This window comes from Peribacillus sp. FSL M8-0224 (assembly GCF_038003055.1).
GTDB classification, from domain to species: domain Bacteria; phylum Bacillota; class Bacilli; order Bacillales; family DSM-1321; genus Peribacillus; species Peribacillus frigoritolerans.
The window spans coordinates 3,957,273-3,981,685 of record NZ_JBBOOJ010000001.1 but is presented as its reverse complement, the minus strand read 5'-3'; the positions used below and the strand labels follow the sequence as shown (position 1 = coordinate 3,981,685).

Sequence of the window (24,413 nt, the reverse complement as noted above, 5' to 3'; positions counted from 1 at the left end):
CGGCTTCAATACATCTCAAGAAAGCCGGGCTTTCCCACGGCTTTTTTTGTGAATTGGGAAATTTTTTTGGCATGTGGTTATAGGGAGAGGGTTGTCACATAAAATGTACAAGTCATGAACTAGCTCGAAGGAGTGATGCTTTTTGAGTGTACATTTACTGCTAAGTTACTTTTTCTTAGGACTTACCCTTGCAGCACCGATCGGTCCGGTGAACTCCGCTCGTATCGATAAAGGAATCAAGAACGGGTTTTGGCATGCCTGGATCGTTGGGGCAGGGTCGATGATTGCAGATGCCTTGTTCATGATTTTAGTATATGTAGGAATGGTGCGGTTTTTAGAAATCCCGATCGTCCTGATATTTCTTTGGCTTTTTGGCGGATTTGTGCTTATTTATTCCGGGGTCGAAAGTATATTACGGGTTAATACGATATTATTAAATGAATACAGGAATAGAGATTCTTTAATTTCCTGTTTTTTGACTGGGTTCATCATGTCCGTGACCAGTCCATTGTCCATTTTATTTTGGTTGGGGATATATGGATCTGTTTTAGCTAAAACGGCTTCAAGTTATGGGACATCCCAACTTTTCATTTATAGCGGGATGATCTTTCTTGGTCTTACCTGCTGGGATTTTTTTGTAGCCGCATTAACGAATGGATTTCGCAGGTTCTTAAATGAAAAAAGCTTAATGGCCATTTCGATCATCTCTGGATTATCATTGGTAGGCTTTGGGGTTTATTTTGCTTATCAAGGCATTTCTGCTGTCCTATCATAAAGGAGAATGCTTCAAGTTATTACATAGCTTATTTGAAAACTTCTTCCTTGCATAATTCATTGTGGCATTATCAACACTATGAATGATGGAAGGGGGTAATGTTATGACAACAAAAGCCAATTGCAGTTCAGCGAAAGGAAAGGCTGTCCAAGATTCCAATGCATCGGGTGAACAACAGGGCGACATGAAATGGTGGCAGCTATCATTGGTCGGGGTAGGCTGTACGATCGGGACAGGGTATTTCCTCGGATCGACCATAGGCATTAAAACGACTGGGCCATCCATTGTATTTTCATTTGTATTGGCTGCACTGGGTACCTATATCGTTTATAATCTGCTTGCCAAGATGACGGCTGCCGATCCTCAAGAAGGTTCTTTTTGTTATTATGCCAATAAAGCATTTGGACGATGGGCGGGCTTTAGCTGTGGCTGGAATTATTGGTCCTCCAATATATTGATCATGGGAAGCCAGCTTACTGCGCTTTCGCTATTATCTCAATTTTGGTTCCCGAAAGTGCCGCTTTGGCTATTTGCATCCGGTTTTGCCATTATTTCAATCGTGGTGGTATTGCTGGGAACAAAAGGGTTCGACAGGGTGGAAAACATCCTTGCTGTAATTAAGACAGCAGCAATCGTAATGTTTATCATCATTGCAATATGTGCCGTTTGCGGCTGGTTCGGTCTTGCTGGAGCGAAACCGCCATCATTTCCGAATACGTTCAATGAATTATTCCCAAAAGGGTTAAAGGGGTTTTGGACATCCCTTATCTATGCCTTTTATGCGTTTGGCGGCATTGAGGTCATTGGATTGATGGCGATGCAGCTTAAAAAGAAAGAAGATGCACCAAAGGCAGGGACGATCATGCTCTTGGTCCTTACCATTATATATGTGGTTTCATTGGGGTTAGCCGTAACCATGATTTCGTTAGGGGCATTCAGTGAAAAAGAAAGCCCATTCGTTTCGGCATTGGACAGTTATCACCTGACATTTTTCCCGCACGTTTTTAATGGTGCGATCATCATTGCCGGTTTCTCGACGATGACCGCTTCACTATTCGGTGTAACCAATTTATTGGTAACGCTATCCAATGATGGGAATGCACCCGCATTATTCATGCAAAAGATCAAGAAATTTAAAGATCTTCCGCTGCCGTCACTGGGGCTTGGAGCCTTAGGTCTTTTAGGATCAATCATCACTGCCTTGCTCCTGCCAGGAAAGATTTATGAATACATTACAACATCTGCTGGTATATTGCTTTTGTATAACTGGGCATTCATCATTCTTTCTTCATTCAAAATCTTGGAAAATAAGATGTGGAGTAAGATTACGGCGGTTTTCGGACTGCTTTTAATTTTAGCGGCCGTAAGTGGAACACTTCTTGAAAAAGAGATACGTCCAGGATTTTTCATCAGCCTTTTATTCATCGTGATCATCGGTCTTGCAGCCGTTTTCATGAAGTTCAAGGTATGGAATAAGAACAAGGCAATGGCCGCAAAAGCAAGTAAATCAGGACTCGATTAAAAAAGGAACTCGACAATTCAAAGTCGAGTTCCTTTCGTTTTTGGCGCTAAATTTCAATGATTATTGGAAGGATCATTGGTTTTTTCTTCGTTTGATTAAAGAGATATTGCCCCAGTTCCTTCTTAATGGTTTGTTTAATGATGTTCCACCGGTATATTTTTTCACTTTGTAAGTCATTGACCGTTTTCGTGACAAGACGATTCACATTCTTAAGGAGGTCCTCGGAATTTTGAACATATACAAATCCACGGGAAATGGTATCAGGTCCTGATACTATTTTTCTTTCCGTCTTGCTAAGTGTTATGACGATGACGAGCATTCCATCTTCGGAAAGCTGCTTACGGTCCCGCAGAACGATTTCTCCAACATCCCCGACGCCAACACCGTCGACAAAGGTATTGCCGGCAGCCACCTTTCTTGTTTGACGGGCAACGGAGTTTTCAATATCCACCACATCACCATTATTGATGATGAAAGTGTGGTCCTTCTCCACCCCGACAGACTCAGCTAACAATCGATGCTGGTGCAGCATCCGATACTCACCGTGAATCGGGATGAAATACTTAGGTTTCATAAGGGTTAGCATGAGCTTTAACTCTTCCTGATATGCATGTCCTGATACATGCATGCCCGTTACAGTCCCAGAACCGTAAATGACCTTGGCACCCAGTTGAAACAGGTTGTCGATGATACGTGAAACATCCCGTTCATTTCCGGGTATTGGTGTGGAGGCAAGAATCACTGTATCATCGGGCAATATGCTCATATCCCGATAATTCGAACTGGAAAGGCGGGAAAGGGCGGCAAACGGCTCTCCTTGACTTCCTGTACATAAAACCGCGACCCTTTCCGGAGCATAACTATCGACTTCTTGTGGTTGGATAAGCATCCCATCAGGAACCTCGAGATAGCCGCGTTCAATGGCAACGGTTACGACGTTCACCATGCTTCGTCCAATCAGGGCCAGTTTCCGGTTTGTCTTCTGTGCAGCGTTCACAACTTGTTGAACACGATTGACATTTGAAGCGAATGTCGAAAGGATGACTTTCTGTTTTGCCTGCATGAAGGCCTCTTCAATATGGCTGCCAACCAGATGCTCCGAGGGACTGGAGCCGGGACGCTCTGCGTTCGTGCTTTCCGATAGTAGAACGAGGACACCTTCACTCCCGATTTTGGCCATTTTATGAATATCGGGATACTGATCATTCATCGGGGTCAAGTCAAACTTGAAGTCCCCTGTATGAACGACCGTGCCTTCCGGCGTATGCATGGTGACTCCGAGGCAATCGGGAATACTATGATTCGTTTTGAAAAAGTCCAGAACCATTTCCCCGAATTCCAGCTTTGAATCCGAATTGATCTGGATTAATTCCGTATCACCCAAAAGGTTATGTTCTTTTAACTTCAATTCAATCAAACCAAGTGTTAAACGTGTGGCATAAATGGGTACATTCAATTTTTTCAAGAAATAGGGGATACCGCCGATATGATCTTCATGCCCATGAGTCACAATCAAAGCGCGTATCTTCTCCTTATTCTCCTGAAGAAAGGAAATATCAGGAATGATCAAATCGACTCCTAATAAACTTTCATCAGGAAACTTTGCACCACAATCAATAATGACGATATCGTTAGAATATTGAATCACATACATGTTTTTACCGATTTCATTCACTCCGCCCAGAGCCAATATGGACAAAGCATTCTCTTTCACACTCAAGTAGATAGACCTCCCTTTATTATGATAAGGATAGTGTTTCCTTAGGTCGCTTTTATAAAACCAACTCTTTTTTAAAATCAGGGCAATTCAAAAAGCCATAAAAAAAACACCTGCCGCTTTCGGTAGGTGCGTATCTTCAATCTTATCGGCTCAAGCAAGAATGGATGCTTTCTTCAAAAGCCTCCATGTATGCTTGGATCTGTGAAGCATATCCAGTTTTCAAAGTGGAAAGCAGACTTTCTATCAAGAATTCTCGCGGTTTGTCTGACTGCATCAGCTCATCTTGGATGAAGTCGACCAATTCAATGGCTCTTCTTCGATCTTCATCGCAAGGAATAGCTTTGTTTATCGCTTTTTTCAATTCCGTGGTGGAATGAAGCAAATCATTATGGCAAGCATCAAGCTGGTTTGTGAATTTTGGAAACCACGTATCCATTAATTCCGGATCAATGATCTGTTCCCCGCTTTCAGCCACTTCATTGACTAAATGGACAATGCGATTCATGCAATAGCGGATAATTTGTATGTCCGGTGTACCGGCGGGATTAGCACGGTAACTAAAATGGCTCATGTGGGTCATCATCGAATGAAAGATAATGACGCTATCTAAAAGATAGGGTTTTTTACTTTCACCGAAGATATCGATAAAACGGTTATACATCCAGCGTAAGCTCAACAATAGCGTCTTATTGATGAATTGTTTTAATTCTTCATCATTGGAAACACGGACTTCTTCGATCAGGATAAGCAATTTGCTTTGCTTGTTCACCATCAATTGCAGTTCGAGCTGCCGGATGAAAATTTCAATATCGGCGGAATCTTGACCAATCAACAGTTTTTCCCGTTCATGGCGGATCTTTGTATAAAAGGAGCGGAAAATGGCTATAAATAATTCACCCTTCGAAGGGAAATAATTATAAAATGTACCTTTTGATATACCGCTGCCGTCTAAAATGTCCTGAATGGACGTCGCTTGGTAGCCTTTGTCAATAAACAGCTTATGAGCCGTATCGATGACATTCTGCCTTCGGTTGTTCATCATATCACCTTATTTTCATTATACTGCTTGTATAAATTTAATCGTACTCTATTTTTCATCACAGCACAAACCCTTATTTAAACCAGTAAATTTTTATTGCAAAAAATGAACTAGGGGTATATTATTGATTTTGTGAGATTGAAATATACCGCTCGTATAATTAAATGAACCAATAGTTTGAATGGAGGAATAGATAAAAAGTGAGTACTGCACAAATAAATGAGAAAAAGGGTTCGTATGGCATTTTGGCCATACTGATGGTCGGTGCGTTCATATCGATACTGAATTCAACCCTTTTAAATATTGCACTGCCATCAATCCAAATAGACCTGGGAATCGAGACTGCCACAGTCCAATGGCTGACAACGGGCTACATGCTCGTGAACGGAATCATGATTCCGACAACTGCCTTCTTAATAAGAAAATATTCGGTGCGTAATCTGTTTCTGACAGCCATGCTCCTATTCTCAATCGGGACGATCGTGGCAGGTGTAGCGCATGTATTCCCGCTATTATTGAGCGCACGTATGGTTCAGGCTGCCGGTTCGGCAATCATGATGCCATTATTAATGAACGTACTTTTAACTTCTTTCCCTGTTGAAAAACGGGGCTCGGCAATGGGACTATTCGGTTTGGTCATGATGTTTGCCCCTGCAATCGGGCCGACGCTTTCAGGCTGGATCATCGAACATTATGATTGGAGAATGCTATTCCATTTCATTACTCCGCTAGCTTTACTAGTGCTTATTTTCGGCTTCTTTAAACTTAAAGACCACAAGGAAAAAGTCGATATCTCAATTGATAAAATATCGGTCATCCTTTCAAGCTTAGGCTTCGGCGGTTTGCTTTACGGATTCAGTTCGGCAGGCAGCAAGGGTTGGGATAGCCTTGAGGTATACGGAACACTGATTGTCGGTGCCATCTCCCTGATCCTTTTCATAACACGCCAGCTTAAAATGGAAACACCAATGCTTGAGTTCAAGATCTTCAAGCACCCGATGTTCGCTTTATCCGCAACGATCTCAATCGTACTGAACATGGCGATGTTCTCGGGGATGATCTTAATTCCGATGTACACACAAACAGTACGTGGCATTTCACCATTCGATTCTGGATTACTGATGCTTCCAGGTGCGTTATTAATGGCCCTCATGTCACCGGTTACCGGTAAGCTTTTCGATAAGTTCGGTGCCCGCATCCTTGCTTCAATCGGTTTGCTTATCACCGTGGTAACCACGTATTTGCTAAGTAAATTATCAATGGAAACTACGTATACAGAAATTATAATCCTGTTTTCCGTTCGTTCCTTCGGGATGTCAATGTCCATGATGCCGATCATGACAAATGGCTTGAACTCGTTGCCAGCCCGCATGAACCCGCACGGTACAGCGATGAATAACACACTGAACCAAATTTCCGGTGCGATCGGTACGGCATTGCTCGTTACGGTCATGTCTAACCGTGCAGCTTCTAGTGCCGAAGATTTAATGACGAAAGCGATGAGCAAATTAACAAGCCAGCCCACCGCTGAGATGATGGGCCAAATGAAAGCCCAAATCGGGATGCAGGCAATGCTGGATGGAATTAACTTCTCCTTCTTTGTATCTACCTTCATTGCCGGTGTGGCGCTGATTCTGGCATTATTCATTAAGCGTGCTTGGCCGGCTGAAGAAAAACCAGCTGTGAAAAAAGATCAAACCGCTTAAATGAAACAATAAAAGGCCCTATGCCACCTGAATCGTTCAGGCAGCATAGGGCTTTTTTTATTCTGCCTTTCACGTTAAGGCCCGTAACGGAATGTAATTCAGGCTGCTGAGGAATGAAGCCAAAGGATGAATAAATGGATGAAGGCAGGAATAAAAGGTGTGAAGGCAGAAATGATCAGATGCAGGATGAAAAAATGGGTGAAGGCATAAAACGTATAATTTACTTATAGTAAACATAGTATTTTAGAGGTTTTTTTAAAATAGATCGAGGTTCAAAATGACGAATCCGATCCTGGGAGTGAACGGAGATGGAAATTCGGGTTAATCAAATTGAGTTGAATGGACTCACGTTTCAATATCGGGAGTGCGGGGATGTTTCTGCACCACCGCTTGTTGTTCTTCATGCGCTGGGAAAAAGTTCGGAATCATGGGACCATGCGGCTGCCGCATTAGGAGAAAGTTTTCGTGTTTTAGCTTTAGATCAACGGGGCCACGGTGGGAGTGCGAGAACGAATACATATACTTTTGAATCGATGCGTGATGATTTGCTTCATTTTGCGGATGCGCTTGATTTGGGAAGGTTTTCGCTAATGGGGCATTCCATGGGGGGGACGGTTTCCTATCTTTTCTCGCAAACTTTTCCTTCGAGGATAGAAAGGTTGATTGTCGAAGACACACCACCTCCTTTCTCGGATAAACCAATGGAGGTTCCTTCCAGGCCTTCTGTCCCGCTGCCGTTTGATTGGCAGGTAGTGCCTTCGATTCTACAGCAGCTTAATGAACCCGATCCCGAATGGTGGGCACGCCTCACCGATATTATGATGCCAACGCTTGTTATCGGGGGCGGGGCCAGCCATATTCCCCAAAACAAATTGCAGGAGGTTTCCGAGCTTATCCCCAATTGCGAATTGGTGACGATAGAGGATGCCGGACACTTTGTCCATGAAGATGATTTACCTGCTTTCTTGTCTGTCGTAAAAAGGTTTCTTTCCAAAGGGCAGGCGCTTTAAGGCGATAGGAGGGTTGCCGGTGCAGCCCTCTTATTTCTGCTTTAAATGGTTTATTTTAAAGACGGCATTTACCGATTTATTATTAAGGATTTCCAGCAGCTGTTCAGCCATATAGTCAGCGCTATATTTAAAGCCAGTGTTGACCCATTCGATGATCATGCCCAATATCGCATATGCTTGGTAACTGGAGGCAAGTTCTTTATTGATCTTAGGGTTCGGCCGGTAATCTTCCAGGTCCTCCACTGGAAGTTTCTTCAACTCATTACAAATCCGTTCCAGTAATGTAGGCCATGCATTCGACTTTAGGATGAGGGTATAAATGTTTGCATGGTTAGCTACATGTTCAAATATTTTGATGACCGAAGCCGTTAGTTCATTGATGGTGAAAGTTTCGGCGTTCTTATAAGGTTCCCGGTAAGATATGATCAAATCGGCAATCACATCCTCCATGACCTCTTCAAGCAGTTCCTCTTTGTACTGATAGTGTTTATAAAATGTACCCCGATTAAGGTCGGCGAGTTCTACAATATCAGTAATCGATATCTCCCTGAAATCCTTACTTTGCATTAAAGAAATGAGGGATTCTTTCAAAGCCATTTTGGATTTCCTGATCCTTCTATCAATCCCAGTATTATTATCAGTCATTTTCTTCATCCTTTGTTCGTTATTGTGCTTTTAATAAACATAATCATCACTTTCTGTTCATTATTCAACATGGAGGACAGCATTTGCTGATTGTATAAGCCTACTGAAACTAATTATACTATAAAGGAAGGTAGATAATGAACATCTGTACAATAAGTAACGCTTCACTAGAATGAATGGGGGAGTTCAAATGAAATTACAAGACAAAGTTGCCGTTGTGACAGGAGCAGCATCAGGCATGGGGAAACAAATTGCCATAGATTATGCTCTAGAAGGAGCTAAAGTCGTCGTATCGGATTTAAATCTTGATGGTGCGAACGATACGGTGGAAGAAATAAAAGCGAATGGCGGAGTGGCCTTTGCCATTAAAACGAACGTAGCGGTGGAGGAAGATATTCAACATTTGATCGATACCACGGTCAGTACGTATGGAACGGTGGATATTTTGGTGAATAACGCGGGTATCATGGATGGCATGGAACCTGCTGGAGACATTGAAGATTCTAAATGGGATCGGATTTTTGCCATTAACACGACAAGCGTCATGCGTTCGACTAGAAAGGTGATGCCAATCTTTTTAGAAAAACAAAAAGGGGTCATCATCAATATTGCTTCTGCTGGCGGTTTGTACGGTGCCCGGGCTGGTGCGGCTTACACTGCCTCTAAACATGCAGTCGTTGGTTTCACGAAAAACACGGGCTACATGTATGCCAATAAAGGGATTCGCTGCAATGCTATAGCACCAGGCGGAGTAGAAACCAATATTGGTTCCAGCATGACGAATATCAATGAGTTTGGCTTCTCTCGCCAACAACTGGGTATGGCTATCAATCCACGAAACGGTAAACCTGAAGAAATCGCTAAAGTGGCATTATTCCTTGCTTCAGACGATTCCAGTTTTGTTAATGGTACTGTCATCGCGGCAGATGCTGGTTGGAGTGCATATTAAGCCATGAATTAAAAAGAATCCATGCATTCCTGCCAGTAAGCAGGGATGCATGTTTTTTTGAGTGGAGCCTTGGCAGGATATTTGGAGGGGGATTGTGGTTAGCTAGCAATTTCCATGAGGGAGGTTTTGACTTCATCGGGTGATTTCAATCGAAAGTGGATTAGTGGGGGCTGGATAGTTCCGCTACTATCCAGTTTTTCTCAAAAAGAATTATGCTATCAATTGGATTTAAAAGATAAGTTGAACTCTGAAATCTCGGAAGCAAAATAGGTTCCCTGAAAAAATCCACTTTCCTTATGAAATAGAATCATTGAGTGATCCATTAGTTTGCTGCGATACCTCGCAAACAATATATTAATGTTCGTGAGAATATTGAAGGACTTTCTGACGGACGTAATCAAGGTGCTTGTACATTTGGCTGAATGCTTCATGTGGATCATGTGCTGCAAGTGCAGCATAGATGGCTTTATGATACTTCACAGTCAGTTCCCGTTCCCTGAATTGAATCAAGCTATTTATTTTATTATGAGTGATCAATAAGGAATCGATCATGCCTTCAATGATGGGATTGTTCGCACTTAAAGCGATGATCTTATGGAATTCTTTATCGGCCTCTCCGTAATCGTTGTCTTCACTATTGGCAATCGTGTCAATCGTAACTTGCAGTTTCTCCAGTTGCTCGTCTGTGATCTTCTCGGCAGCCATTGTTACCAATCCCAACTCCAAAGCCATTCGCGCTTCGATGATCGCTGGTAAATTATCCGTAGCCAACGCAAGCATCACAGAGAATGGATGTGTACCGATTTTATCGTTAAAAAAGGTTCCTTCACGCGTTTTCCGTGTAATGACCCCTAGTGTATCAAGGGCACTGAGCGCCTCACGTAAAACAGGCCGGCTTACTTCAAGTTCTTTCATAAGCTCCATTTCAGGAGGCAGTTTGTCGCCCGCTTTCATTTGGCCAGTAACGAGCAGATGCACGATTTGATCCACGACTTGTTGTGAAAGAGTGTTGCGATGTACCGATTGTACGCCTAATTTCTTTGACGATTCTTCCATTGTGTAACCCCTTTTCTGTTAAATCCTATATGTATTCCTACTGTAAGACTAATTATATAATATAATACACTTATTTGCATGTAGACCTATGTCCAAAAAAAGTAAAATGCGCCGCTCTAAAGAGAGAGACGCACGCATTGTTGGTAAAAAATCATCTGACAAGGCAAGGTGATTTCGGATTGAACTTCCATCCGGAAACCAAGTATTGCATAGCCATTGAATCATCACGGGCACCAAGTCCTTTTTGTTTATAAAGCTGATGTGCCTTCTCGATTTGTTCCATATCCACTTCAATTCCAAGTCCGGGTTTGGAAGGGACATCGACCATTCCGCCGACAATTTTAAAAGGTTCTTTCGTCAAACGCTGCCCATCCTGCCAAATCCAGTGGGTATCGATCGCAGTGATTTTTCCAGGTGCGGCTGCAGCAACGTGTGTAAACATGGCAAGTGAAATATCAAAGTGATTATTCGAGTGTGATCCCCAAGTCAAGCCCCAGTCATTACACATTTGAGCGACACGGACGGAGCCTTGCATCGTCCAAAAATGCGGATCGGCAAGAGGAATGTCCACGGATTGAAGTTGAATGGAGTGCCCCATTTGCCTCCAGTCCGTTGCAATCATATTCGTAGCGGTTGGAAGGCCCGTTGCGCGCCTGAATTCCGTCATGATTTCCCGGGCGGAAAAACCATTTTCCGCTCCGCATGGATCTTCCGCATAAGCCAAAACATGATGTTGATCCCGGCAAAGTTTAATCGCATCCTCAAGCAGCCAGCCGCCATTTGGGTCAAGGGTGATCCTGGCTTCAGGGAAGCGTTCCGCAAGTGCCTTCACCGCTTCGATTTCTTCTTCCCCGCGCAAAACCCCGCCTTTCAATTTAAAATCATTGAACCCATAGCGAGAGTGGGCGGCTTCTGCCAAGCGGACGATCGATTCGGGTGTCAGCGCTTCCTCATGACGGAGGCGAATCCAGTCATCTTCCGCTTCCGGTTCGCTTAAATAACCAAGATCTGTTTTATTGCGGTCACCTACATAAAATAAGTAGCCCAGCATTTCCACTTTATCACGCTGCTGTCCTTCGCCGAGAAGGGCTGCGACTGGAACACCTAAATGTTGGCCAACTAAATCAAGAAGTGCCGCTTCCAATGCTGTTACGGCATGAATGGCAATACGAAGATCGAACGTCTGAAGGCCGCGCCCTCCAGCATCCCGGTCCGCAAACTGCTTGCGGATGGTATTTAGAATGTTGTTGTATGTCCCGATGGACTGGCCGACAACCAATTCTTTAGCATCTTCGAGTGTCTGGCGGATTTTTTCGCCTCCAGGAACTTCACCGACACCCGTATTACCTGCATTGTCTTTTAGAATGACGATGTTCCGAGTGAAATAAGGAGCATGGGCACCACTCAAGTTCAAAAGCATGCCGTCATGGCCCGCAACTGGAATGACGCTCATTTCTGAAATTACCGGTGTGCCGATTTTTACATTATCCTTTAGCAATTGATTGTTCATGATTTTTTCCCCCTGCCAGAATATTTAGTTTACTATGACTTTAACTCTACACGTTTAATTTCACCAACTAGGAATAAATAACTTAAAATCGCGACAAGAGCATTAGCACAAACGAAGACTAGCGCACCATTGAACGACCCTGTAGTGGCAATGATATATCCGATGATAATCGGTGTTGTAATGCCGGCAATGTTACCGAATGTGTTGAAAAGCCCGCCGCTGACACCTGACATTTCCTTTGGTGAGGTATCGGCCACTACCGCCCAGCCGAGTGCCCCGAATCCTTTACCGAAAAACGCAAGGGCCATAACGAAAATGACAACCCATTCCGTATCTACATAATTTGCTGCCACCAAGCTCATCGATAGAATCATCCCAACAACAATTGGCAACTTTCTGGCGACAGTCAATGAGAATCCCTTCCGTAACAAGAAATCCGAGAATGTCCCTCCGAGAATGCCGCCAAAAAACCCACAAATGGCCGGAAGGGAAGCGACGAATCCAACTTCAAGAATGGTCATGCCCCTTTCTTGTACTAGGTACACAGGAAACCATGTCAGGAAAAAGTACGTTAACGTCGTAATGCAATATTGTCCGAGATAAACACCTAACAGCATGCGATTTGATAATAGCTGCTTTATATGATTCCAGTTGACGCCTTTCTTTTCCTCCTTATTTGTACTGGTTTGATCCATATTGATCAAAGCGCCGCCCGCTTCGATATATTCAAGCTCAGCTTTGTTGATGCGTGGATGTTCCTTTGGGCCATAAATCGTTTTCAGCCAGATGAAAGCAACGATGATTCCTAAAGCCCCCATAAAGAAGAAGACGTATTCCCAACCGAATTTATACGTAATGTAACCCATGATCGGTGCAAAGAGAACGGTTGCAAAATACTGGGCCGAATTGAAAGTGGCAGCCGCGGTTCCGCGTTCATGGCTTGGGAACCAGGTGGCAACGATACGGCTGTTGGCCGGAAAGGAAGGGGCTTCCGCCAATCCAACTAAGAAGCGCAGTCCGAACAATACCATGACAGCCGTTCCCGCAGAACCGAAAAAACCGAGAAACCCTTGTAAAAGCGTAAAGGTAGACCATAACGTGATACTCCAAAAATAAACTTTTTTCGAGCCAAAACGGTCTAAAAGCCATCCGCCTGGAATTTGTCCAGCTACATAAGACCAAGCGAAAGCGGAGAAAACATAGCCCATCATGACTGAATCGAGACCAAGCTGACCAGACATGTCCGTACCCGCAATGGATAGCGTCGCACGATCCGCATAATTCAGTGCTGTAACCAAAAAGAGCATAAAGACAATGAACCATCGTGTGCGTGTTTTTTTCTGGGCACTTGGCAGTTTAGGAGATGGTTGAAAAACTTTTTCTTCAGCGTTCATATACTCACTTCCTTAATCGTATTTTATTATATTTTCTAATTGATACCGCTTACAATGTTAACTGTTTCCTCCTTCGTGAAAATTCTTAATATTTAGTTTTGTCCAATGGTAAGACAAATAAAATTGTTTGTCAATAGCTTTTTTTCTTAAAAGTTTTTTCATTTTAGCTCCTTCATTATCGTGTTTTTTGTATATATTAGAAGCGAAATTATCGAGGGATAAAGTAGTGCTTCATTTTTCAGAAAATAAAAAAAATACGATTGACCAGATGGTGTATTTGTCTTACAATAAAACAATAATACACAAGGGGGAATAAAAAATGAATAAGATCCGCAAGGCACCTAAAGGAATTCTCGGATTTCCCGTGGCACCATTCACAACGAGTAATAAGCTTGATGAACAAGCACTCGCCCAAAATATCCAATTTTTATTAGATGAGGGACTAGAAGCTATTTTCGTGGCATGTGCAGCAGCGGAATATCCATCATTAAGTAAAGAGGAATATGAAGCGATGGTCGAGGTAGCCGTATCCGTCACCGCTGGAAAAGTACCTGTATACACAGGGGTAGGCGGGAATATTCAAACTTCCCTCGAACTTGCCAGAATATCTGCGGAAAAAGGGGCAGATGGTTATTTAATATTACCTCCATATCTCGTTACTGGAGAACAGGCAGGTCTGTCGGCTTATTTCAAAGCCATCGCAGAGAGTACAGACTTGAATTCCATCGTATATCAGCGTGATAATGTGGCATTTTCACTTTCAACTTTGGAAGCGCTTGCTGAGGTCCCGCAGGTAGTCGGCGTCAAAGACGGTCTGGGCAATATGGAGTTGAATGGACTCCTTACACAAACCTTCGGAAAACGTTTCGGCTGGCTGAACGGAATGCCGCTTGCGGAAGTTACCATGTCGGCCTACGTTCCACTTGGCTTTGATTCCTATTCATCGGCGATATCCAATTACATCCCGCATATCTCACGAAAGTTCTATAATGGCATTTTGAGCGGAGATCAAGAAACGGTCAATGAAATTTACCAGCAGGTCATCATGCCGATCAACAACATTCGCCGTCAGCGAAAAGGGTATGCCGTTTCTCTCATTAAAGCAGGTATGGAGATTATGGGAATGCCGGTTGGGCAAACAGTCAGATTACCGATTCTTCCGGTGGAAAAAGAACATTATGCAGAAATGCAAACGATATTAGAGAATGCTTTAGATCGTTTTCCAAAAGAAACACCAATTCAATCAATCTAATAAGGGTGGGGATTATATATGATTACTACAGTTCAAACAAAAACGTATCTTAACTATATTAATGGTGAATGGGTTGCTTCCATTTCAAATGAAGTTGAAAAAAGTTTAAACCCGGCAGATAAACAGGCAATTGTCGGTTATGTACAAAAATCCACCAAGGAAGACTTGAACCTGGCAGTGGAAGCAGCGAAAAAGGCGAAAGGTAAATGGCGCAAACTAGCTGGTTCAGAGCGCGGGGAGTATCTATATAAAGCAGCGCAAATTCTTGAAAAGCGGATTGATGAAATCGCAGAATGTGCAACACGGGAAATGGGCAAGACATTTGCTGAAACAAAAGGGGAAACGGCACGCGGTATTGCGATCCTGAAATACTATGCAGGAGAAGGAATGCGTAAGGTGGGGGATGTCATTCCATCCACCGACAGTTCAGCGCTTATGTTCACGACGCGCGTTCCGCTTGGTGTAGTCGGTGTCATTACACCTTGGAATTTCCCGATCGCCATCCCAATCTGGAAGATGGCTCCTGCCCTCGTATATGGGAATACGATTGTGGTGAAGCCAGCCACCGAGACGGCCATCACCTGTGCGAAAATCATGGAGTGTTTTGAAGAAGCCGGTTTCCCGGCGGGTGTTGTCAATATGGTTACAGGGCCGGGCAGTGTCATAGGGCAGGGCATCGCCGATCACGAAGATATAAACGGGATTACCTTTACCGGCTCAAACGGAGTCGGAAAAAGGATTGGACAAGCGGCGTTAGCGCGCGGAGCGAAATACCAGCTTGAAATGGGCGGGAAAAACCCGGTGATCGTTGCAGCGGATGCGGATCTTAACTTGGCTGTAGAAGCAGTCATCACAGGTGCGTTCCGTTCAACGGGGCAAAAATGTACCGCGACAAGCCGTGTCATCGTTGTAGCTGAAGTTTATGAAGAGTTCAAGCAGCTGCTGGTGAAAGAAACGAAAGGCATTTCCATCGGGGATGGATTGGACAGCGGGACATGGATGGGACCATGTGCCAGCGAAAGTCAATTGAATACGGTTCTTTCCTATATCGAAAAAGGAGTGGAAGAAGGTGCTGCACTTCTAATTGGCGGGAAGCGTGCTGAAGAAGGCCCTCAGGCGAATGGCTTTTATGTAGAACCTACGATTTTTGATAATTGCACGTCAGATATGACAATTGTACAGGAAGAAATTTTTGGCCCGGTGATTGCCTTATTGAAAGCTGATTCAGTTGAAGAAGCCCTGCACCTTGCGAACAGCGTGGAATATGGCCTTAGTGCTTCAATTTTCACAGCCAATATCAAACATCTGCTTTCATTTGTTAATGATATGGAAGCGGGATTGATCAGGGTCAACGCCGAGAGCGCAGGCGTTGAATTACAGGCGCCATTTGGCGGCATGAAAAACTCCAGCTCCCACTCCAGGGAACAAGGAGAAGCCGCAAAAGAGTTTTTTACTTCCATTAAAACGGTGTTTGTCAAATAAGGGGAAAAAACAGTATTTTAACTGAAAATTACCGGCACGTGTATGTTTAGTGATGTCTGTTTGCTTTTTTAGAATGAAGGAGTGGTGAAGTGGATACGAAAACGCAACTGACGGAGGTACCGCTTTATATTAAGGTGAATGGGATCGACAATGTCGCCATCGTGGTTAATACGGGAGGCCTGGATCAAGGAACCGTATTCCCTTGTGGGCTTGAATTGAAAGAAAGAGTGCCACAAGGCCACAAAGTGGCTTTAATGGACATAGTCGAGAATGAAGCCATCGTACGCTATGGGGAAGTTATCGGTTATGCTGCTAAATCAATCAGTAAGGGCTGTTGGATTGACGAATCACTGGTGATACTTCCGTCTTCTCCGGATTTAAAGGAATTGCCGGTAGCAAATGATATTCCGAAAACTTTACCCCCGCTTGAAGGGTATACATTCCAAGGGTTCCGCAATGAAGATGGCAGTGTTGGAACCAAGAATATATTGGGCATTACAACAAGCGTCCAATGCGTAGTGGGCGTGCTGGATTTCGTCGTGAACCGGATAAAAAAAGAGCTACTCCCGAAGTATCCCAATGTTGATGATGTTTTCGCCATAAATCACAACTATGGGTGCGGAGTCGCTATCAATGCACCGGAAGCGGTCATTCCCATTCGCACGATACAGAACCTTGCGAAACACCCGAATTTCGGCGGGGAAGCCTTGGTAGTTGGACTGGGGTGTGAAAAACTGTCTCCAATGAGAATAAATCCAAGCGGGGACGATTCAGATATCATTTCACTTCAGGACCAGCAGGGATTTGCGGGAATGGTCCAATCCATTATGGAAATGGCCGAGGAACGTTTAATCAAGTTGAACCGCCGGCAGCGGGAGACATTTCCGGTTTCCGAATTAGTCATCGGCACCCAGTGCGGAGGAAGTGATGCGTTCTCTGGTGTCACAGCTAACCCTGCCGTAGGATATGCTACAGATCTGTTAGTCAGGGCAGGGGCAACCGTTCTATTCTCTGAAGTAACAGAAGTACGGGATGCGATTCATCTATTAACGCCTCGTGCAGTGAATGAAGAAGTGGGGAGAGCTTTAATAAAGGAAATGGATTGGTATGATAACTATCTTGCATTGGGTGATGCCGATCGAAGTGCCAATCCGTCGCCTGGAAACAAAAAGGGCGGGTTGGCCAATGTAGTGGAAAAATCATTAGGCTCCATTGCCAAATCCGGAGGCAGCCCCATTTCAGGCGTTTTGGCTCCAGGTGAAAAAGCAACGGAAAAAGGGCTGATTTTTGCCGCTACACCAGCTAGTGACTTTGTTTGCGGAACACTGCAGCTTGCTTCCGGCATGCACCTTCAAGTTTTTTCAACTGGAAGAGGCACACCTTATAATCTGGCAATGGCTTCCGTCATCAAAGTATCTACACGAAATACATTGACCGAGCAATGGAAAGATCTGATCGATATAAATGCTGGAACTATCGCTACTGGTGAAGCAACCATAGAGGAAGTCGGGTGGGAAATATTTCACCTTATTCTGGAAGTGGCCAGCGGTAAAAAGAAAACCTGGGCAGAGCATTGGGGCCTGCATAATGATTTGGCACTGTTCAATCCTGCGCCAATTACCTAATAATGATTCACTTGACGGACTTCCTTTTATAGGGGGTCCTTTTTTGTTGATCCAATTTTTATGGGTTGATTGAAAAGTAAAAAGACTTCAAAATCCTTCTATTTTAAGTGAATTTTGAAGTCCCCTAAAATAAGGACATTACCATCTATCACTGTATACCTTTTCCTGTACAGGTCACTGAGGACATCGCTGTTTAGGTTATTTGTATAGGTATAAACATCCCGAGGCTGATAAACGAAGGGTGATACTTCTTTATACGTATAAAAAGTGTATCCGTCATATGCCTCGCCAGCGATCTTATACGATTCGAATCGGATTACATAATCACCCTTTCCCCCTTCTCCCTCAATTACATAGTATTCATGACCTAAAAGTAACCGAGGGATAATAGTAAGTACTAATAGCACAAATATAACATTGGCTATAATGGTTGTTACCGTTTTGTTAGTGAAGTATATGTATGAGAAAAACCAAAAGATAAATAGAAAAAGGAAGTCGGGTAGAATCGTACCAAATATAAATTCCTTCCCATCGGATGGAGACACTAAAACAAATCCAATAAATGAAAGGACTATCATAACAAGCCTAAGAAGCGCATAAACTGCTGCTGTTGAAATGAAAAATATACATATTGTACGTTTCATTCCATTCATTCTTATTTTCAACGGTTAATATCACCCCAGTCCAATCTTACTCTACCATAAATATTCTTGGAATTTACAAGAAAAGGATTTTGGTTGAATCAATGCTATTATTTTTCCTCCAGAAAAGAGGACCGCCGTACTATTGGCAGAAGTTATTAATGAAGGAATGATTTACATCAGGGTGATACTGAAGTAAATATGAGGAGGGATCGCATGGTCACATTCAGGAATGCGACGGCAGAAGACTTAAGTGAAATCGTACGGATGCTTGCGGATGATGTATTGGGGAGGGAGAGGGAGCGGTATGAAAATCCGCTTCCTGACAGCTATCTAAAAGCATTTGAATCCATAGCTGCAGATGAAAATAATGAATTGATCGTTGCATGTCTTGGTGAGGAAATCATTGGGGTGCAGCAAATCACATTCACGCCTCATATTACCCATCAAGGCGGCTGGAGGGCTACGATCGAAGGGGTTCGGACGGCATCTGCAGAACGGGGGAAAGGCATTGGCAGCAAGTTGATTCAATATGCGATTGACCGTGCAAAGAAGCGGGGCTGCCATATCATTCAGCTCACGACCGATAAACAGCGGGAAGAAGCGCTGCGATTTTATGAACGGTTAGGATTCAAAGCCACTCATGAAGGCATGAAAATGAAGCTTTAATTCACGGTCTTTTGTCCCCTTTTTTTGTGCACGACAATCCGGCTGGAATTATATGTTAAAATCATTGGTGAGATAGTAATAGATGTATAGATGTTAAAAACTGATGAAAGGGTGAGCTAGATGGAAAACGAAGCATGTATTCAGAAGAGGTACGGTGTAATTAGTTTTACTTCATTCATCATTGGAATCATTTGCTTTTTTACTGTTTTTATTACGCCTATCAGAATGGCCAATTTCGGGAGCATGACTGGTGGTTATATCACATTTTTCCTTACGATTGCCGGCATCGTCCTCTCTGTCATAGGAATTTTGAAGAAAACGGAGAAAAAAATGATTTCCATCATATCATTGGTTTTCTCTTCATCATTCTTTATATTTTGGGTAATCATCATCACTTTGTTGTTAACTGGTGAAATAGAATGGCCACGCAGATCAAATTAGCAGTTGCATTGGTAGAGTTACTGAGTTTTGCTTGAAGATTGGTTGGAGTTGAACCAATTGAACCTTTCGTGATGCTCAGCGGAGCTGAAAAACAGAATGGAGAATCATAGAATGAATGTCAAAGCGGAATTATATTGGAATGAATATTGGCAAGGGAAAGAAGATAAACCCCAGTCAGTCAGTGCATGGCAATTCGGGGCCGATCCCGATGATTTGGCTCAGTTAGTGATGGATGGGATAAAAACGGCTACATGCTCTGGGTATGTTTTTTACGGAGAGGAAAATGAACCATTACCATCCGTGGGTGATTACAGCATTATCTTAAGCAGTGAGGATTTGCCCTTAGCCATCATACAAACAGTGAAAGTCGAAGTATTGCCCATGAACGAAGTGAGTGAAGAGTTTGCGATTGCAGAAGGGGAAGGAGATCGAACCTATACATACTGGTGGGATGCTCATGAGAAATTTTTTAAAGAAGAACTGGACAAAATCGGCCACACCTTTAAAGAAGATATGCTGCTGGTGTGTGAGCGTTTTGAATTGATACATGTAAAGTGAGTGTGGACGGATCGGTCGGAGAGAGCAATAAGTGTTTTTGTTCAGTGATTTGCTATAATAGGTCATTGAATTAAAAAACTTATAGAAAGATAGGTATTTGCATGAAAAAGAAACTGATATTCATTGGATTGGGAATCCTGGTTGTTTTCCTGCTGTTGCTTGGTACGTATAAATTAATGAATTCGAGAACCTATCAGGTGTTCGGTGGATTAACGGATAATGTCGAGACGAATGAAAAAGTGGTCGCTTTGACTTTTGATGATGGCCCATCGAAGAATGTAAATGAGATCCTGCCGTTGTTGGATAAATATGATGTGAAAGCTACGTTCTTCCTGATCGGAAATGAAATCGAAAAGTACCCGGAGGAAGCTGGGAAAATAGCGGAAGCGGGACATCAGATTGGAAATCATACGTATTCCCACAGGCGGATGGTGTTTAAATCGCCTTCTTATATCAAGGCGGAAATCGAGAAAACGGATAAATTGATTCAGAACGCCGGATATAAGGGTGAAATTGATGTCCGGCCTCCAAACGGGAAAAAAATCATAGGTTTGCCTTATTATTTAAATAAAAATGATAGAGAGACCATTACCTGGGATCTGGAACCAGATAGCTATTACACTACCGCTTCTGACAAAGTGAAGTATGTGAAGGAAAATATAAAACCAGGTTCGATCATCCTGATGCATCCGATGTATGATGATACGGGTAAAGAGCTTCAAGCGATTGAAGGGATCTTACGAGAGTTAACGAACGAAGGGTATACGTTTGTGACGGTCAATGAACTTCAGGAAATGTAGTTTTTGGTCCAGACGATTTTCGAAGAATCGGGTTGCTGCGGCAGCCCTTTTTTATTTGATATAAAGAATAGTACAAAACCTGGGCTGCATATTGTTTCTTAACGGAAGGTTGTTGTTAGGGCTTGGATTCGCATGAATTTTTCCTTAGTGGAAATAAAGCTTTTAAAATGGGGCTGGTTACTTGTATCGGAATAAAAACACCGCTCTGATCATGATTTTGTGTTTCCTGTTATTCCTATTTCTTGTGGTGCTCATTTTTCGCCACATCACGGTATACTTCGTGTATAGCTCGGGCATCGGCCCGTTATTACTTATTGGGGTAATGGTTTTGGCTATCGTTATGCTTTTTATCAGAGGGTATAAATAATCGAGTCTGTTTCTTCGAGGCTGCTGCGCAGCCTTTTTTTTGTTTCTTTGAATCAAGAGACATAAAAAAATATAAAAATCAATAAAAAATTAACACTCCAACATTAGTAATATATGGTAAGATTTGAAATGGAATTATTTTCTTCTAAATTTTATTCAGGGGTGATTAGTGCGTGGAGTTTTTTACTAAGTGGTCGTTTAAGAACAAGGCTGCCGTTTCATTGGTAACCATATTTATTTTGATGATAGGAGTTGTCAGTTATTTTAAACTGCCGATGGAATTTTTACCATCTGCTGATAATCCACAAGTTACGATTATCACAATGGGGCAGGGCACCGATTCGAAAACGATGGAAGCACAAGTTACAGATCCGATTGAAAGGGCAGTAACGGGCGTTAAAGGAAAGAGTTCCATATACTCCACTACTGGAGATGGTTTTTCTAAAGTAGATCTATTCTTTGAAGCCGGATCGGATATGAAACAAGCGAAACTGGATGTTCAGGAAGCATTAGGCAGTGTAGCATTGCCGCAAAGCATGGCAAAGCCTACTGTTACACAGTTAAATACATCAATGATTCCCATTTCATTTGTATCAGTTACTTTTAAGGATGGGTTAACAGCTGAAAATATAGACTTTGCCAAGAAAGAATTAGAGCCTTTGTATAAAGATATTAAAGGGGTTTCGGATGTACAGACATTTGGGGTTTCGCAATCCATTCTTTCAGTCAAAGTGGATAATGAAGAATTGGCTAAAAAGAAAGTCTCCATTCAAGATGTCATGAGCGTCCTTAACGGTCAGAATGCAGCTCTGGCCGTAGGCGAAAAAGTGATTGATGGGAAGGCAAGTAACATCAAGGTGATTGGTGATTTAACAAGTATTGAAAAATTAGAAGCGCTGAAGGTCACTCCGAATGTCGCACTTGGAGAGATAGCAAAAGTTGAAGAAGCGAATGATGGCAACCTCATCAGTCGTTTTAATGGAAAGGAAAGCATTGATTTAAGCATTATCAAGGACAGTCAATCAAATGCTGTCACAATCAGTAAAGAGGTTGAAAAAGTAGCAAAAGAAATTAATGAAAAGTATAGTGACCAGAAATCGACCATTTATTTATCTACAGCTGATATGGTGGAGACGTCCGTTCAGACGATGGTAAAAGAAGTTCTGTTAGGTGCGCTATTCGCTACGATTGTAATCATGGTCTTTTTACGGAATGTACGATCTACATTCATTACAATCGTATCCATACCGCTATCTCTTGGCTTTACGTTATTTTTACTGTCATTGTCGGGAGTGACGCTGAATATTTTGACGTTGGGCGGTGTCGCTGTAGCGATCGGGCGCTTGGTGGACGATAGTATTGTCGTTATTGAAAACATTTTCCGGAAAATGCAGCAGGAGAAGATTTCAGTCGAATTGGTGATGGATGCAACGAAAGAAGTGGGAGTGGCAATCACAGCTTCAACCCTTACGACTGTGGCCGTTTTCTTGCCGGTTGCTTTATTGAATGGAGGGCTTCAGGAGTTTCTTCTTCCTTTCGCTTTGACTGTCACTTATTCTTTGCTGGCTTCATTAATTGTGGCATTGACGGTTGTTCCGTTAATGAGCGCAGGATTGCTGAAAAGGACGGAGCTGCCAAAACATCGACCGGCCAAGCGTTTTACGAAGCTGGTTACTTGGTCACTAAACCATAAATGGGTTGTCCTGATTGTTGCGATGCTGTTGTTTGTCGGTTCCATTGGTACATATTTTGCCATGCCAAAAGGGGCGATTGATAATTCTTCAGCAGACTATGTCTCCGTGACATTAACTTATCCAAATGATCAGCCCTATGAGAAAGTAAAGGAAAAAGCGATTGAACTCGAAGAAACGATGCAGGGTATGAGTGAAGTGGATAATATTTTCATGCAATTAGGAAACTCGCCCGAGACAGCACAATATGGCGAAGTCGCATCACCTACAGAAGCGATTTTCGGCATCCTGGTAAAGGATAAAGCAAATGTAGATGCAATCCTGAAAAAAATGGAAAAGGAACAAGAAAACTATCCTGATGCGAAGCTTACGGCCCAAGCCTCTTCCTTTATGATGGGAGCATCAAAGACGAACATTACGATAGATGTGATCGGCAGTAATGTTGAAGATTTGGAACGGACGGCCAATAATGTCAAAGAAAGAATTCAGGATATTAAAGGAATCGAAGAAATTACAACGAACCAGGATGAAAAGAAAACCATTTATTCATTCACGGTAGATCCAGCTAAAGGCAATACAGAACAAATAGGTCAACAATTGGGTATCATGCTTAATAAAACCCCTATCGGCCATATAACTTTACAGGATAAGCAAACACCTGTTGTCCTTGAACCAATCTTGGATCCTAAAAAACCGGAGGATTTAAAAAGCATTCCGATCATGACAGACGGGGGGCTAGCCCCAGTGTCAAAAGTTGCTTCTTTAAAGAGCGAAGAGAGCGCAACAACGCAGTTCCATAAAGATGGAGAAACATATCTCCAATTAACGGCAACGGTCGATCCGGCTAAGCTTTCCGATATTGCAAGCAAAATAAATCTTGAGGTATTTGGAGATAAAGAGAACAAAGGCCTTGATATTCCGGATGATGTAGAGATTTTAGTCGGCGGAGCCAGTGCTCAGCAGACAGATGATTTTTCCGATTTATTCCTTACGATGTTAATATCGATCGGCATTGTCTTTTTAATCATGGTTATAACCTTTAAATCGATCAAAGCACCGATTGCCATTCTATTTTCCTTGCCATTCGCTGCCATTGGAGCGGTATTAGGATTGGTTATCAGTCGAATTCCAGTGGATATTACAGCACTGCTGGGTGCTCTCATGTTAATAGGAATTGTTGTGACAAACGCGATTGTGCTTCTGGATCGAGTCAAACAAAACGAAGAAAAAATGATCATCCGTGATGCGATCGTCGAAGCGACAGCCACAAGATTCCGTCCAATCATAATGACGGCTGTAGCAACGATTTGTGCCATGCTGCCGCTTTTATATAAAAAGGCGGAAACAGGAAGCTTGGTTTCACAAAGCTTGGCGATCGTTGTCATTGGAGGGCTAGCTGTTTCCACACTGCTCACACTGATCGTCATTCCATGTATATACGAATTGCTGTACTATAAAAAATCGAAAAAACAGAGAAGGAAAAAGAGAGAACCCGTTAACGAACAAATCGAGATGTAAGGAAGTTTTAATAAAAAAGTTTGTAGAGAAAAGCAACATTTTCT

Annotated in this window: 20 protein-coding genes; 13 read left to right on the top strand and 7 right to left on the bottom strand. The window is 42.8% G+C overall.

The window, feature by feature from the left end; translation table 11 throughout:
• Nucleotides 1-142: 142 nt before the first annotated feature.
• Together MKX49_RS19160 and MKX49_RS19155 are read left to right on the top strand one after the other, a co-directional pair.
• Nucleotides 143-775, top strand: a complete 633-nt coding sequence (locus tag MKX49_RS19160; protein ID WP_340877363.1) for a LysE family transporter — start codon at nucleotides 143-145, stop codon at nucleotides 773-775.
• A gap of 103 nt (nucleotides 776-878) precedes the next feature.
• Nucleotides 879-2,297 (top strand): amino acid permease, encoded by a 1,419-nt coding sequence (locus MKX49_RS19155; RefSeq protein WP_340877362.1) that lies wholly within the window; start codon nucleotides 879-881, stop codon nucleotides 2,295-2,297.
• Nucleotides 2,298-2,343: 46 nt separating this feature from the next.
• On the opposite strand, the gene MKX49_RS19150 is transcribed toward MKX49_RS19155, so the two are convergent.
• Entirely contained in the window at nucleotides 2,344-4,017 is a 1,674-nt protein-coding gene (locus tag MKX49_RS19150; protein WP_053536113.1) for a ribonuclease J, read from the bottom strand.
• A 142-nt stretch (nucleotides 4,018-4,159) separates the two neighbouring features.
• Entirely contained in the window at nucleotides 4,160-5,059 is a 900-nt protein-coding gene (locus tag MKX49_RS19145) for a TetR/AcrR family transcriptional regulator (RefSeq protein ID WP_081088696.1), read from the bottom strand.
• A 254-nt stretch (nucleotides 5,060-5,313) separates the two neighbouring features.
• Here MKX49_RS19145 and MKX49_RS19140 point away from each other — a divergent pair, with 254 nt between their 5' ends.
• Together MKX49_RS19140 and MKX49_RS19135 are read left to right on the top strand one after the other, a co-directional pair.
• On the top strand, nucleotides 5,314-6,762 hold the full coding sequence (locus MKX49_RS19140) for a DHA2 family efflux MFS transporter permease subunit (protein ID WP_340878574.1): 1,449 nt from the start codon (nucleotides 5,314-5,316) through the stop codon (nucleotides 6,760-6,762).
• 308 nt (nucleotides 6,763-7,070) lie between these two features.
• The gene (locus MKX49_RS19135; RefSeq protein ID WP_340877361.1) at nucleotides 7,071-7,772 is read left to right on the top strand and encodes an alpha/beta fold hydrolase; all 702 of its coding nucleotides are present in this window, start codon (nucleotides 7,071-7,073) and stop codon (nucleotides 7,770-7,772) included.
• A gap of 30 nt (nucleotides 7,773-7,802) precedes the next feature.
• Here MKX49_RS19135 and MKX49_RS19130 read toward each other — a convergent pair whose 3' ends face one another.
• Nucleotides 7,803-8,417 carry a TetR/AcrR family transcriptional regulator gene (locus MKX49_RS19130; RefSeq protein WP_054399846.1) on the bottom strand — a complete coding sequence of 205 codons (615 nt, stop codon included), beginning with the start codon at nucleotides 8,415-8,417 and terminating at the stop codon, nucleotides 7,803-7,805.
• A 190-nt stretch (nucleotides 8,418-8,607) separates the two neighbouring features.
• Here MKX49_RS19130 and MKX49_RS19125 point away from each other — a divergent pair, with 190 nt between their 5' ends.
• Complete coding sequence (locus tag MKX49_RS19125; RefSeq protein ID WP_340877359.1) at nucleotides 8,608-9,366, top strand: SDR family oxidoreductase; 759 nt, start codon at nucleotides 8,608-8,610, stop codon at nucleotides 9,364-9,366.
• 354 nt (nucleotides 9,367-9,720) lie between these two features.
• On the opposite strand, the gene MKX49_RS19120 is transcribed toward MKX49_RS19125, so the two are convergent.
• From MKX49_RS19120 to MKX49_RS19110, 3 genes are all read right to left on the bottom strand, one after another.
• The gene (locus MKX49_RS19120; RefSeq protein ID WP_034309657.1) at nucleotides 9,721-10,422 is read right to left on the bottom strand and encodes a FadR/GntR family transcriptional regulator; all 702 of its coding nucleotides are present in this window, start codon (nucleotides 10,420-10,422) and stop codon (nucleotides 9,721-9,723) included.
• Nucleotides 10,423-10,573: 151 nt separating this feature from the next.
• A complete protein-coding gene (gene gudD / locus MKX49_RS19115; protein ID WP_340877358.1) occupies nucleotides 10,574-11,932 on the bottom strand; it encodes a glucarate dehydratase in 1,359 nt (452 codons plus the stop codon).
• Nucleotides 11,933-11,964: 32 nt separating this feature from the next.
• Nucleotides 11,965-13,326: an MFS transporter gene (locus MKX49_RS19110; protein ID WP_340877357.1), complete on the bottom strand. Its 1,362-nt coding sequence runs from the start codon at nucleotides 13,324-13,326 to the stop codon at nucleotides 11,965-11,967.
• Nucleotides 13,327-13,645: 319 nt separating this feature from the next.
• Here MKX49_RS19110 and kdgD point away from each other — a divergent pair, with 319 nt between their 5' ends.
• From kdgD to garD, 3 genes are all read left to right on the top strand, one after another.
• On the top strand, nucleotides 13,646-14,578 hold the full coding sequence (gene kdgD, locus MKX49_RS19105) for a 5-dehydro-4-deoxyglucarate dehydratase (RefSeq protein ID WP_323599362.1): 933 nt from the start codon (nucleotides 13,646-13,648) through the stop codon (nucleotides 14,576-14,578).
• A gap of 18 nt (nucleotides 14,579-14,596) precedes the next feature.
• Complete coding sequence (gene gucD / locus MKX49_RS19100; RefSeq protein WP_340877356.1) at nucleotides 14,597-16,060, top strand: alpha-ketoglutaric semialdehyde dehydrogenase GucD; 1,464 nt, start codon at nucleotides 14,597-14,599, stop codon at nucleotides 16,058-16,060.
• Between the two features lie 89 nt (nucleotides 16,061-16,149).
• Complete coding sequence (gene garD / locus MKX49_RS19095) at nucleotides 16,150-17,685, top strand: galactarate dehydratase (protein WP_340877355.1); 1,536 nt, start codon at nucleotides 16,150-16,152, stop codon at nucleotides 17,683-17,685.
• A 98-nt stretch (nucleotides 17,686-17,783) separates the two neighbouring features.
• Here garD and MKX49_RS19090 read toward each other — a convergent pair whose 3' ends face one another.
• The gene (locus tag MKX49_RS19090; protein WP_340877354.1) at nucleotides 17,784-18,329 is read right to left on the bottom strand and encodes a hypothetical protein; all 546 of its coding nucleotides are present in this window, start codon (nucleotides 18,327-18,329) and stop codon (nucleotides 17,784-17,786) included.
• A 213-nt stretch (nucleotides 18,330-18,542) separates the two neighbouring features.
• Here MKX49_RS19090 and MKX49_RS19085 point away from each other — a divergent pair, with 213 nt between their 5' ends.
• From MKX49_RS19085 to MKX49_RS19065, 5 genes are all read left to right on the top strand, one after another.
• Entirely contained in the window at nucleotides 18,543-18,995 is a 453-nt protein-coding gene (locus MKX49_RS19085; protein ID WP_340877353.1) for a GNAT family N-acetyltransferase, read from the top strand.
• Between the two features lie 120 nt (nucleotides 18,996-19,115).
• A complete protein-coding gene (locus MKX49_RS19080; protein ID WP_340877352.1) occupies nucleotides 19,116-19,436 on the top strand; it encodes a hypothetical protein in 321 nt (106 codons plus the stop codon).
• Nucleotides 19,437-19,547: 111 nt separating this feature from the next.
• The gene (locus tag MKX49_RS19075) at nucleotides 19,548-19,994 is read left to right on the top strand and encodes an ASCH domain-containing protein (RefSeq protein WP_063594569.1); all 447 of its coding nucleotides are present in this window, start codon (nucleotides 19,548-19,550) and stop codon (nucleotides 19,992-19,994) included.
• 101 nt (nucleotides 19,995-20,095) lie between these two features.
• Nucleotides 20,096-20,794, top strand: a complete 699-nt coding sequence (locus MKX49_RS19070; protein ID WP_202316973.1) for a polysaccharide deacetylase family protein — start codon at nucleotides 20,096-20,098, stop codon at nucleotides 20,792-20,794.
• A 539-nt stretch (nucleotides 20,795-21,333) separates the two neighbouring features.
• The gene (locus MKX49_RS19065) at nucleotides 21,334-24,369 is read left to right on the top strand and encodes an efflux RND transporter permease subunit (RefSeq protein WP_340877351.1); all 3,036 of its coding nucleotides are present in this window, start codon (nucleotides 21,334-21,336) and stop codon (nucleotides 24,367-24,369) included.
• The last annotated feature ends 44 nt before the right edge of the window (nucleotides 24,370-24,413 follow it).

What these genes read in the sequence shown, in the direction of transcription:
- MKX49_RS19130 (WP_054399846.1), bottom strand. Translation starts at nt 8,417, where the DNA reads ATGACTGATAATAATACTGGGATTGATAGAAGGATCAGGAAATCCAAA.
- MKX49_RS19120 (WP_034309657.1), bottom strand. Translation starts at nt 10,422, where the DNA reads ATGGAAGAATCGTCAAAGAAATTAGGCGTACAATCGGTACATCGCAAC.
- MKX49_RS19135 (WP_340877361.1), top strand. Translation starts at nt 7,071, where the DNA reads ATGGAAATTCGGGTTAATCAAATTGAGTTGAATGGACTCACGTTTCAA.
- MKX49_RS19090 (WP_340877354.1), bottom strand. Translation starts at nt 18,329, where the DNA reads ATGAAACGTACAATATGTATATTTTTCATTTCAACAGCAGCAGTTTAT.
- MKX49_RS19140 (WP_340878574.1), top strand. Translation starts at nt 5,314, where the DNA reads ATGGTCGGTGCGTTCATATCGATACTGAATTCAACCCTTTTAAATATT.
- MKX49_RS19070 (WP_202316973.1), top strand. Translation starts at nt 20,096, where the DNA reads ATGAAAAAGAAACTGATATTCATTGGATTGGGAATCCTGGTTGTTTTC.
- kdgD (WP_323599362.1), top strand. Translation starts at nt 13,646, where the DNA reads ATGAATAAGATCCGCAAGGCACCTAAAGGAATTCTCGGATTTCCCGTG.
- gucD (WP_340877356.1), top strand. Translation starts at nt 14,597, where the DNA reads ATGATTACTACAGTTCAAACAAAAACGTATCTTAACTATATTAATGGT.
- MKX49_RS19085 (WP_340877353.1), top strand. Translation starts at nt 18,543, where the DNA reads ATGGTCACATTCAGGAATGCGACGGCAGAAGACTTAAGTGAAATCGTA.
- MKX49_RS19110 (WP_340877357.1), bottom strand. Translation starts at nt 13,326, where the DNA reads ATGAACGCTGAAGAAAAAGTTTTTCAACCATCTCCTAAACTGCCAAGT.
- MKX49_RS19075 (WP_063594569.1), top strand. Translation starts at nt 19,548, where the DNA reads ATGAATGTCAAAGCGGAATTATATTGGAATGAATATTGGCAAGGGAAA.
- gudD (WP_340877358.1), bottom strand. Translation starts at nt 11,932, where the DNA reads ATGAACAATCAATTGCTAAAGGATAATGTAAAAATCGGCACACCGGTA.
- MKX49_RS19080 (WP_340877352.1), top strand. Translation starts at nt 19,116, where the DNA reads ATGGAAAACGAAGCATGTATTCAGAAGAGGTACGGTGTAATTAGTTTT.
- MKX49_RS19145 (WP_081088696.1), bottom strand. Translation starts at nt 5,059, where the DNA reads ATGATGAACAACCGAAGGCAGAATGTCATCGATACGGCTCATAAGCTG.
- MKX49_RS19125 (WP_340877359.1), top strand. Translation starts at nt 8,608, where the DNA reads ATGAAATTACAAGACAAAGTTGCCGTTGTGACAGGAGCAGCATCAGGC.
- MKX49_RS19155 (WP_340877362.1), top strand. Translation starts at nt 879, where the DNA reads ATGACAACAAAAGCCAATTGCAGTTCAGCGAAAGGAAAGGCTGTCCAA.